The following is a 10,441-nucleotide window of genomic DNA, read 5'->3' on the forward strand; positions in this document are numbered from 1 at the left end:
GACTGAATGTGAAGAAAAACTATGATATGCTCTTCAATGAACCCACCGTGAATAATATTTCTTTAAAACTGACTTACTTTCTGGATTATAACAGGGTAAAAAGCTGGACGAAGAAAAAGGGTTAATCATTGATTTAACAGAACCATTGTACATTTTCAATAGAATTTTGTTTTTAATTACGTTTTGTTTCTTAGGTCAGTAATTAAAAACGTCAAGCCTCCGAAATTTCGGAGGCTTGATTTTCATTGTGTGTGTTTTTTTAGGCTGCTTTCTAACCTTTGCTACCTTTTTTTAGTATCTATCACAGAGCATTGCTGCTCTGCAATAATGATACAAGTATTATCATTTGTGCTTTAAGATATTTGATTCTGAAATAATTTTTTTTCATCATTTGTGTTTTCAGAATCAAAATCAATTTTAATTACCGGTTAATAATTGTTGTTTTTGTTGATACAAATGTAGGCACATTGTGGTACATAATTCTAATAAATCATTTAGATATATATCGCTAAGCTTGTAGATATTTATCTACAGAATATGAAAAAGCAATATTTAGCATTATAAACAGGCATTTTAAATAAAAAAATTCATGAAATATTATAACTTCATGAATTTTATATCATAATAACCTCTAAAAATCAGTAATGATTTTTCATGAGATCAATAAGTTCTACAATATTTTCGATTTTAAGCTTATCGAAAATTCTTTTTTTAATTGTACTTACTGTATTTTGTTTTACATCAAGACGATTGGCAATTTCGAGATTTCCAAGACCTTCGGCATACATTTCCGCGATCTGCAGTTCTCTTTCTGTTAAAGACAGCAAAGGATTAATGAGCGTCGGGTTACTTATGGAATTCCTAAGCAAAGCCTGTGTAACTTCAGAAATATAGCTTCCATGTGTGTACATTTTTTTAATTGCTTCTGCAATCTCTTCCTCTTCATTCAGCTTGCTTAAAAATCCGTCTGCTCCTGCATTTAAGAACTTCAGAGAATGGGTGCTTTCTTCAATTCCTGTAAAAATAAGGATCTTGGTTTTCGGACTTATTTTTTTAATTTCCGGTACAATGGTAATGCTGTTTCCATCGGGAAAATGGGCATCTATAATGGCAATATCTATCGGATGTTCCTGTATAGAGTTCATCAGCTGCTGTAAACTGGAAGCCTGAAAAATTTCGCATTCCCAGTCCATGTCTTCCAGCAGAAAAACAATCCCCTGTCTTATCAGGCTATGGTCATCTGCAAGCAAAACATTAACAGATGCAGAATTTAGTTCACTCATTTACTGACATTTAAATTAACAGAAAAATGTACGGTTGTGCCTTTTCCTTCTTCGCTCAAAACAGAGATATCTCCATCGTATAAACCAATAATTTCTTTACATAAGCTCAATCCTAAGCCTGCACCTAGATTTTCTACGTCTTCCGACAGAACTCCCTGATAATAAGGTTCGAATATTTTTTCCAGATCGGATTTTGAAATTCCTACACCGGTATCGCTGATTTCCGTAATCAAAGATATTGTATTTTCGTCAACAGGCTGCGTTTTAGCGGTGACTTTTATTTGCCCGTTTTCAGTAAACTTATTCGCATTTCCCAGAATATTCATGAAAATCTGGTTGATCTTTTTATTATCAGAATAAACATTGATATCCGGATTTATATTTTCATCAATAATGAATTTATTGTTTCTGGTTTCAATATACGGCTCAATGGAAGTAAGAATTGAAGTGATCTCGCTTTTAAGATTAAACTTCACCGGAATCAGCTTATTTTCAACCGCCTGATTTTTGGTATACTCCAAAATCTGGTTTGCCTGCATCAGCAGAGAATCATTGGTAAAACTGATGGATTTCAGATATTCTTTCACCTTTTCATCCTCTGTTCTCTTATTAATCCGGTTAATGAACAAACCTATGATTTTCAGCGGCGATCTCAGCTCGTGACTCAGCATTCCCAAAATTCTGTTCTTGAAATTAAGGTTTTCGCTGATCTGTTTATTGGCAGCGTTCAGCTTTCTCTCATAAATAAAGGCAATTCTGGTTAAGAACATGATTAATACGGAAACAATAAACATCAGAATCATCGCCCCAAATACGAGATTTTTTCGGATTCTGTTGCTTTCGGAATTCTGCTTTTGATATTCTTTCTCAAGCTCGGCTTTCGAATCTTTAATGGCAACATCATAAATGTTCATCAGTCCATTGCTATACACCATAAGATTATTAAAGATTTTATAGAAGTTACCGCTGTTGTTCTGGTTTCTTACGACGTTCACCTGAATTTTCTTTATTTCTCCTTTATAATGATTGTTTACTTCATTAAAAATACTGTCGAATTCAGCTTTAATATTGGCAGGACTGGCTTCTTTTCCCTGTTTCACTGTAATAATCGTACTTTCTTTACGTACATTTTCTTTTCCGGAAATAGCGTCTCCCAAACGTCCGAAAAGTCCTTTTTTCTTTACCGTATCAGAGATTGTCTTTGTTTCTACCTTAAACTTATCAAAGTCGTAGTTTACACTGTATTTTTCGAGTTTAGGAAGATTATTCTCGACTTTAAAGTTAGATTTTGTTGAATATTCGTAGGTAGAATCTATCAGAGATTTCAGTTTTTTAATCTCCATAGAATCTTTTCTGTTTGAGGTAAGAACATTCTTAAGCTTAGGATATTTGTTTTCGTAATGTCCGATGCTGTCGAGATTTTCACCCAGTTTATTAAGGGAAGCGAAATATGAATTAAGATAAGTATTATCATTGCTCACCATGTATTTTTGAAGGAAATTTTGTGCATTCAGAAGCTCACCTCGGGAATTATCCGTAAGATTTTCCAGTGTATGAACTTCTTTCAGCTGATTTTCAAAGAAAGCCAGATTTTTTCTTGAAATAAATTCATTATAGAAATATCCTGCAATAAGAAGCTGGATGAGCAGAATACAAACGAGCAATGAGTAATGGATTATTTTTCTCGCTTTAAAGTTCAATAATTTTTTGGACATTTTGTGTAAGTTATTAGTAAGTGTGTTTAGCTGTTTTTTAACTGCAAAGAAATTCTGCTTAACCGTTTAAATCATCATTTAAATTTGAAAATTTTAAACAAGTTTAGCATAAAAATAGTAAAAAATCCTGTAAATATAATTTTTACAGGATTTAAATTTATTTAAAACTTCAATATTTATAAAGTTTTGAATTGCTCTAATGTTCTGATATCATTTTCGAAAAACATTCTGATGTCGCTCATCTGATAAAGAAGCATTACAATTCTTTCAATTCCCATCCCGAAAGCATATCCCGAATATTTCTCAGGATCAATGTTTACATTCTTCAAAACCGCCGGATCTACCATTCCGCAACCCATAATTTCAAGCCATCCCGTTCCTTTTGTTATCCTGTAATCTGTTTCAGAGTTTAATCCCCAATATACATCAATTTCCGCACTTGGTTCCGTAAAAGGGAAATAAGAAGGTCTCAGTCTGATCTTAGATTTTCCGAAAAGTTCAGTAGTAAAAAACTGAATGGTCTGCTTTAAATCTGCGAAGCTTACATTTTCATCAATATACAATCCTTCAATCTGGTGGAAAATACAGTGGGAACGCGAAGAAACCGCTTCGTTTCTGAACACTCTTCCCGGAGATAAAATCCTGATCGGCGGCTGATTCTGTTCCATGTAACGGATCTGTACGGAAGAAGTATGCGTTCTTAATAAAATATCAGGGTTCTGCTCGATGAAGAAAGTATCCTGCATATCTCTCGCCGGATGATATTCCGGAAGATTAAGTGCCGTGAAGTTATGCCAGTCGTCCTCGATTTCAGGTCCGTCTGCCACAGCAAAACCGATAGATTTAAAAATCTCGATGATTCTGTTTTTAACTAAGTTGATCGGGTGTCTTGATCCCAGCTCCAAAGGAAACGCCGGTCTTGTAAGATCTTCTTTTTCTACGATAATAGAAGATGCGGAAGCATTTTTTAAATCTTCCAGTTTTACGTTAACAGCCTGCTTCAGAGTATTGATCTTCTGTCCGAAATCTTTCTTCTGATCGTTGGGAACTTCTTTGAATTTTTCAAAAAAATCATTCAGAATTCCTTTTTTACCATTGTACTTGATTCGGAAGTTTTCGATCTCCTCCTTAGATGTAGCATTAAAGCTGTTTACCTCAACGAGTAATTCTTCTATCTTTTCTATCATTGTTTTACCCTTTCAAAATGTTTTGCAAAAATAAGGTTTTTCAGTTGAATAATTTTCTTAAAAATGTTAAAAAATCTGCCTCTTTTGGGGAGACAGACTTCAATCACTTATTTCACTTAAATAAAAAAATTATTTTTTTTCTAAAGCTTTCACGTTGATCTGAAGAGTAACCTCATCTTTTATCACGCCATTTTCGGCAGGAGCCTGAAATTTCACCCCAAACTCTTCTCTCATTATGTCTTTCGGTTCTGTAGCAATATTCACCAGACCTTCCTTCACAGAAACGTTGGCTTTAAACTGAACCGGTTTTGTAATTCCTTTGATGGTTAAATTCCCATCTAGCAAGGTGTTGTAATCTCCTTCAGCAGAAGGTGTTACTTTAGTAATTTCATACGAAGCCGTCGGAAATTTTTCTACCTCGAAAAAATCCCCGCTTTTAAGATGTCCGTTAAGTTTGTTCAGGTTTTCGGTATCGTTTTTCAGATCTTCAGAAGTTAAGGAAGCCATATCTGCAACAAATTTTCCGCTTTCCAGCTTTCCTTCTTTTACGGTAACATCGCCGCTTTCAAATTTAATAGTTCCGAAATGGCTTGTATTCTCCGATTTAAAAATTTTATATCCCTTCCACTCTACTTTACTGTTAAGTGTATCCACAACATATTCAGCTCCGTCTTTGGTTGTTGCAACTTCATTGCTATCGCTGGAAAGAGGTTTCTCCTTTTTGCAGGAAACTACCGCAGCTAAAGCAAAAAATGCAGGAATAACCAACGAAAACAGCTTTTTTTTCATGATTTATAAATTTTTATTACTCCTGCTAAAATAATAAAAAATATTGTTCTTTCCTAAAAACATTTCAATTCATTACTTTTGTAATATGCTATTAGAAATAAATCATTTAAACTTTTCCTATTCTAAAGAAAAACCTTTGTTTGAAAACCTCAGTCTTACGTTTGAGGAAGGTAAAATCATTGCGCTTGCCGGAGAAAGCGGGTGCGGGAAATCTACTTTATTAAGCCTGATTTATGGTTTGCTGGACTGGGAAAGCGGTGATATTATTTTTGACGGTAAAAAATTACTGGGACCTAAAGGAAATCTGGTTCCGGGAGAAGCCGAAATGAAATTCGTTGCCCAGAATTTTGATCTGATGCCTTATGCAACGGTTGCGGAAAATGTAGGAAAATTTATCTCGAATATTAATCTGGCAAAAAAGAAAGAAACGGTTTCTGAGCTTCTGGAAGTTGTCGGTTTAGAAGAGTTTGCCCCCATTTTACCTAAATACCTGAGTGGAGGACAACAGCAAAGAGTTGCCATTGCAAGAGCACTTTCTGTACTTCCTAAGCTTCTGATCCTAGATGAACCTTTCAGCAATCTGGATTTTCCGAGAAAGATTGAACTGAGGGAAAAGCTTTTCCGGTATGTAAAGCAGAATAATATTTCCCTGGTGATTTCAACACACGAACTTCAGGATATTATTCCGTGGCTGGATGAAATTATTGTATTGCAAAATGGAAAAATTGTACAGAAAGGAAATCCAGAAGCAGCTTTTAAAAATCCTTATAATTCTTACGTTGCCAAACTTTTCGGGGAAGTGAATATTTTCAGTGAAAATGAGATTCAGGATTTTCAGATTTCAAAATTCTCCTATTATCCCAGAGAAATAAAAATTTCTGAAAACGGTTTTGAAGCCGAAGTTCTGGAAAGCCGTTTCGCAGGAAATCATTACTGGAATAAAGTAAGGATAAAAAATAAAGAAATTGTTCTTTATTCTGATGAAAAACTGAACGGAACTATCGCTGTTTCATTCGGTTAAATTCTGACGAAGCTGAATATCATAGCCCAGATTGAGCGGCATGTCTGAGCTCTTTTCTCAGTTTCGGCGGCTGCTTCGCAGCCGCCGAAACTAACGAAAAAGCGAGTAGCGAAAGCTGGAAAAAGCTCCTAAAAAAATGTAACAATCACACTTACTGTGAATTTGTGTATAAAAAAATACAAACATAAGAATCAGGTTTAAAACTTTTTCTTACATTTGTATGTCAACAGCATAAGGAAATTTTTGGTTAATTCTCTTTCTGCCTCCTGAGACGAAATCCGTTTATTCTAGGCAAACAATGCAGTCTCTTGAAAGATTACCCTGTCCAATTCTTTCCTTTTTTTATTGCTTTATTTTCCTCTTCTGATAGAAAAATCCTCCAATTTGAAGTATAAAGAATATAGATAACGAAACAGCATTTAATACTCGTTCATAATCTTCGGAATAGACACAATAAAAAACCGAAAAAATAAAAAGCATAGAAAAAGTAACCCCAAAAGCATTTTCGGAATTACCTTTATATAGAAAAAACAAAACATTTTCTGTAACCAGACTATATATTAGTAAGATAACATACAGTAAAAATATAAAAACCAATGCCAGAACACCACCTTGACCTTCTATTTTAAAAAATATAAGGAAAGCAATGCACGATAAAATAAATCCTATGACACTTGCAGCAATATTCCTTAAAATGTTCTGCATTACAAAAATTTAAATGCTGAAATTTGTTAAAAATTAAGCCTTTTTCACAAATTCAGACTTCAGTGCCATAGAACCGAAACCATCGATTTTACAATCGATATTATGATCGCTGTCCGGTCTCAGACGGATATTTTTAACTTTTGTTCCTGCTTTTACAGGTTTTGGAGCACCTTTTACCGGAAGATCTTTAATAACCACCACAGAATCTCCATCCTGAAGTTCGTTACCGTTAGAATCTAAGATTTTTCCTGAATTTGATGCATCTGCGCTTTCTTCTTCGGGATTCCATTCGTAAAAACACTGGGAACAAACCATCATATTATCGCTCGGATAAGTAAACTCGGAGCTGCATTTTGGACAAAGTACTGTATCACTCATATTTTTAATTTTTTGCAAAGTTAATTTTTTAATATATTCAGTTAAAATTTAATAACATGAGATATATCCGCAGATTTTTGATTTTTATTTCTTTAGTGCTGTTTTTCAGGTTATTTGTTCAGATATTCAATGAGATCGACTTAATTCCTAATTACACAATGACATTTGTTGATGAGGAAATTTACAAGGTCGACCGTTTTCAGAATTTAAATGAATCTAAAGAATATTCAAAATCCCAGATCTACAAATATCAGAAAATCAACAAAGAAAGATCGGATACAGCCAACTCGCAACTTATGATGATCGTTGTATTGGTTATTATTCAGTTGTTTTTCTATTTTTCTAGCCACAGAGAAAGCCCAAAGCAAAATTTTGAATTCACAGACTAAAATTTTGAAACAGAAATTCTCAGCAGAAATTCGTACTTTTGCAGATTCAAAATAGCAGAACCCAATTTTATGGAATTGATACACAGAAACCTGGCAATCGGAATTCACGATGCTTTGCAGGAAACATTTTTCGAAAAAAATAAATACGCCGATAAAGTAATCGAAAGACTTTTGAAAGCGAATAAAAAATGGGGAAGCCAGGACAGAGCAGTGGTTTCTGAGATTTTCTATAACATCATCCGTTGGAAAAAACGCCTTGAATATTACATGGGTGAAGGTGTAAAGCCCAACAATATTTATAAATTAATTATTGCTTATCTTCTTTGGAGCAAAACCAATTATAAGAAATTTGAAGAATTCGACGGTATAAAAATCGCCGACATTCTTACCAAACTGAAAAAAGGAACCGTTCCTACAAAAGCAATCGAGCATTCTATTCCGGAATGGCTTGCCGAAACTTTAGAAAAAGAACTGGGTGAAAAGTGGGAAAAAGAAATGTATGCTTTAAACGAGCAGGCTCCGACTGTTTTAAGAGCAAATTCTCTGAGAACAACAACCAAAGAGCTTATTTCTGATCTTTCCGATGAAAACATCGTTTCTTATCCTATTAAAAATTATCCGGACGCAGTACAATTGGAGGAAAAAAAGAATGTTTTCCTGACGACTGCTTTTAAAGAAGGTCTATTTGAAGTTCAGGATGCTTCTTCCCAAAAAATCGGGTATTTCCTTGATGTAAAGGAAGGACAGAGAGTTGTTGATGCTTGTGCAGGTGCAGGAGGAAAAACGCTTCACTTAGCCGCTTTAATGCATAATAAAGGACAGATCATCGCATTGGATATTTTCGACTGGAAACTTGCCGAACTGAAAAGACGTGCAAAAAGAGCCGGAGCGCACAACATTGAAACCCGTATGATTTCTGATAATAAAGTCATTAAAAGGCTTCATGAAAAAGCAGACCGATTATTGATCGATGCTCCATGTTCTGGTTTGGGCGTTTTAAAAAGAAATCCGGACAGCAAATGGAAAATAGATCAGGCTTTTATCGACAGAATTAAGGTTGAACAGCAGCAGATTCTTCAGGATTATTCTAAAATGCTTAAAAAAGGAGGAAAAATGGTGTATGCAACGTGTTCTATTCTACCTTCTGAAAATAATTTGCAGGTTGATGAATTCATCAAAAACAATCCTAACTTTAAAATGATTAAAGACGAAAAAGTAATGCCAAGCGAAGGTTATGACGGGTTTTACATGGCTTTAATTGAAAGAGTTTCTTAAAAAACATTCTTGATATAATGAACAAAACTACTCTTTTCAGGGTAGTTTTTTGTTATACTCTTCATTACAAAAGACAATTGTAAAGCGATTTTTAAGGTTTTCAAAAGAATAAAAATCAAAGATGCTTAAAAACTGTTGTGGTCTTTTTCATCTCTGTTAAGTAACTTAAACAACTTCAGTTCGGGATAAGAAATAAATTTAAATAATTGAATTATCGCAAAGAAAAACAAAAGATTTTTTTACTTATTGAAAGTTTGTAAGCTAAACAAAGGCACTTCGTTTATTTAAAAAAGACAAAAATGGTATTACTTGGATAAGTTTTACGCCTTTGTATATCTTAAAAGCTGAATTTTTGATAATTAAATCTCTTTGTTTAATCCTTGCGGTTAAGAAGATTTATCCCGAACTCAGGTTAAATAAGAATTCTGGTAATTTTTTGTAGCTTTTGTGGTTAAAAAATGAATTTCTAAAGAATTATCTTTGCTAAAACCATTTCAAATTATGCATCTAAGAATTTTAGTAAGTTTCTTTACTTTTTTATGCTGTTTATTTTTTGCACAGACGTATGAAGTACAGTACCTCAGTTCATCCAACGGAAAAGTTTTAACAGAACAGTCTCCCACTTTAGTTTGGGCAAATGAAAAGGAAAATTTTATCCTGAATAACAAAATCAGAGAACAAAAAGCAGATTTCCCTTTCGAAATTACGAAAATTGAAAAACCTTCGAATACAGTAATTTCTTATGCGTTTTTAAAATCTGACGAAATTATTTCAACTTCAGATAAAGAGTCTGTGGCAAAACAGACTTTTGAATTTACCAATGAAACCAAGAAAATTTTAGGCTACACCTGCAAAAAAGCAGTTACCAAAATCAATTCCAATACCATTGAAGTCTGGTATACGAATGATCTGAAAATTCAGGGAGGACCTTCTGTAATCGGGCAAAATCTGGGATTTGTTCTGGAAATTGAAAGAAATAAAAACTCACTGATTACCGCTCAATCTATTAAAAAAGTTAAGAAAACTGACATTGATGCTATTCTGAAAGGATCGATTAATTCAACCGATCCGTTAGGTTACAGAGATCTTTTGTGGAAAAGCAGATTTACTACCCTGAAAGTTTTTGATCATGAAACTATTAATTTTTCAGATGAATCTAAATCCGACGAAAACATAAAAAGATTCGCCAACGGAACCATTATTATGAAAAAAATTAAGTTCCCAAAAATTTCTGATGGCGAAAATATTTTTGTTGAATTAAAACAACAATCCAACGGCGATGCTTACGACAGAACCGGAACCGTATTTTTTGTACCCCAAGACAAATCGCAGTCGTTTTTCGACGGACTTGAAAAAGGTGTAAAAACACTTCCTGTATATGAGAACGGAAACGGAAAACAATATTACGGGATTACAGCAACGGAAAATTACAATCCCGCGGTAGAAATGATGCGATTTTTTACGGCGTTCGGAATCAATAAATTCAATCATATTCAGTTAAAAGATAAAAACTGGCAAACGATCAGTCCGTATCGCGAAGATATTACAGATCTGAAACCTTCCCTTTCTGAAAAGGAATTATGGATCGGGACATTCATCGGAAATTACGATAAAGGCGGTCATAAAGTCAGCCTGGAAATCACCATTCACAAAAGCGATCAGACTGTTTATAAAAACAATACGGTCATTCCTTTATTCA

The 10,441-nt window shown here is 34.0% G+C and carries 11 protein-coding genes; 5 read left to right on the forward strand and 6 right to left on the reverse strand.

What is annotated here, in order from left to right:
• Positions 1-8: 8 nt before the first annotated feature.
• Complete coding sequence (locus WFK35_RS23285; RefSeq protein ID WP_442892064.1) at positions 9-125, forward strand: DUF5916 domain-containing protein; 117 nt, start codon at positions 9-11, stop codon at positions 123-125.
• Positions 126-638: 513 nt separating this feature from the next.
• On the opposite strand, the gene WFK35_RS16090 is transcribed toward WFK35_RS23285, so the two are convergent.
• From WFK35_RS16090 to WFK35_RS16105, 4 genes are all read right to left on the reverse strand, one after another.
• Positions 639-1,283 carry a response regulator transcription factor gene (locus tag WFK35_RS16090; RefSeq protein WP_336690201.1) on the reverse strand — a complete coding sequence of 215 codons (645 nt, stop codon included), beginning with the start codon at positions 1,281-1,283 and terminating at the stop codon, positions 639-641.
• The gene (locus tag WFK35_RS16095; protein WP_336733440.1) at positions 1,280-2,998 is read right to left on the reverse strand and encodes a sensor histidine kinase; all 1,719 of its coding nucleotides are present in this window, start codon (positions 2,996-2,998) and stop codon (positions 1,280-1,282) included. Before WFK35_RS16095 ends, WFK35_RS16090 begins: the two co-directional genes overlap by 4 nt.
• Before the next feature lie 176 nt (positions 2,999-3,174).
• Positions 3,175-4,185: a phenylalanine--tRNA ligase subunit alpha gene (gene pheS / locus WFK35_RS16100; RefSeq protein ID WP_214588736.1), complete on the reverse strand. Its 1,011-nt coding sequence runs from the start codon at positions 4,183-4,185 to the stop codon at positions 3,175-3,177.
• Between the two features lie 129 nt (positions 4,186-4,314).
• Positions 4,315-4,974, reverse strand: coding sequence for a YceI family protein (locus WFK35_RS16105; protein WP_214588735.1), 660 nt, complete (start codon positions 4,972-4,974; stop codon positions 4,315-4,317).
• A gap of 85 nt (positions 4,975-5,059) precedes the next feature.
• Between WFK35_RS16105 and WFK35_RS16110 the strand changes: the two genes are divergently transcribed.
• On the forward strand, positions 5,060-5,995 hold the full coding sequence (locus tag WFK35_RS16110) for a sulfate/molybdate ABC transporter ATP-binding protein (RefSeq protein ID WP_336733441.1): 936 nt from the start codon (positions 5,060-5,062) through the stop codon (positions 5,993-5,995).
• 342 nt (positions 5,996-6,337) lie between these two features.
• On the opposite strand, the gene WFK35_RS16115 is transcribed toward WFK35_RS16110, so the two are convergent.
• On the reverse strand, positions 6,338-6,700 hold the full coding sequence (locus tag WFK35_RS16115) for a hypothetical protein (RefSeq protein WP_336733442.1): 363 nt from the start codon (positions 6,698-6,700) through the stop codon (positions 6,338-6,340).
• Between the two features lie 33 nt (positions 6,701-6,733).
• Positions 6,734-7,078, reverse strand: coding sequence for a zinc ribbon domain-containing protein YjdM (locus tag WFK35_RS16120; RefSeq protein ID WP_076395707.1), 345 nt, complete (start codon positions 7,076-7,078; stop codon positions 6,734-6,736).
• 56 nt (positions 7,079-7,134) lie between these two features.
• Here WFK35_RS16120 and WFK35_RS16125 point away from each other — a divergent pair, with 56 nt between their 5' ends.
• From WFK35_RS16125 to WFK35_RS16135, 3 genes are all read left to right on the forward strand, one after another.
• The gene (locus WFK35_RS16125; RefSeq protein ID WP_336733443.1) at positions 7,135-7,467 is read left to right on the forward strand and encodes a hypothetical protein; all 333 of its coding nucleotides are present in this window, start codon (positions 7,135-7,137) and stop codon (positions 7,465-7,467) included.
• Positions 7,468-7,536: 69 nt separating this feature from the next.
• Positions 7,537-8,742: an RsmB/NOP family class I SAM-dependent RNA methyltransferase gene (locus tag WFK35_RS16130; protein WP_336733444.1), complete on the forward strand. Its 1,206-nt coding sequence runs from the start codon at positions 7,537-7,539 to the stop codon at positions 8,740-8,742.
• A 501-nt stretch (positions 8,743-9,243) separates the two neighbouring features.
• The coding region (locus tag WFK35_RS16135) for a GLPGLI family protein (RefSeq protein ID WP_336733445.1) at positions 9,244-10,441 on the forward strand (1,198 nt) is incomplete at its 3' end.

The sequence above is a fragment of the Chryseobacterium sp. VD8 genome, assembly GCF_037149975.1.
In the GTDB taxonomy this organism is placed as follows: Bacteria; Bacteroidota; Bacteroidia; order Flavobacteriales; family Weeksellaceae; genus Chryseobacterium; species Chryseobacterium indicum.

Excerpts from the sequence above, each read along its gene's own strand:
- WFK35_RS16090 (WP_336690201.1), bottom strand. The coding sequence starts at position 1,283 with ATGAGTGAACTAAATTCTGCATCTGTTAATGTTTTGCTTGCAGATGAC.
- WFK35_RS16095 (WP_336733440.1), bottom strand. The coding sequence starts at position 2,998 with ATGTCCAAAAAATTATTGAACTTTAAAGCGAGAAAAATAATCCATTAC.
- pheS (WP_214588736.1), bottom strand. The coding sequence starts at position 4,185 with ATGATAGAAAAGATAGAAGAATTACTCGTTGAGGTAAACAGCTTTAAT.
- WFK35_RS16105 (WP_214588735.1), bottom strand. The coding sequence starts at position 4,974 with ATGAAAAAAAAGCTGTTTTCGTTGGTTATTCCTGCATTTTTTGCTTTA.
- WFK35_RS16110 (WP_336733441.1), top strand. The coding sequence starts at position 5,060 with ATGCTATTAGAAATAAATCATTTAAACTTTTCCTATTCTAAAGAAAAA.
- WFK35_RS16115 (WP_336733442.1), bottom strand. The coding sequence starts at position 6,700 with ATGCAGAACATTTTAAGGAATATTGCTGCAAGTGTCATAGGATTTATT.
- WFK35_RS16120 (WP_076395707.1), bottom strand. The coding sequence starts at position 7,078 with ATGAGTGATACAGTACTTTGTCCAAAATGCAGCTCCGAGTTTACTTAT.
- WFK35_RS16125 (WP_336733443.1), top strand. The coding sequence starts at position 7,135 with ATGAGATATATCCGCAGATTTTTGATTTTTATTTCTTTAGTGCTGTTT.
- WFK35_RS16130 (WP_336733444.1), top strand. The coding sequence starts at position 7,537 with ATGGAATTGATACACAGAAACCTGGCAATCGGAATTCACGATGCTTTG.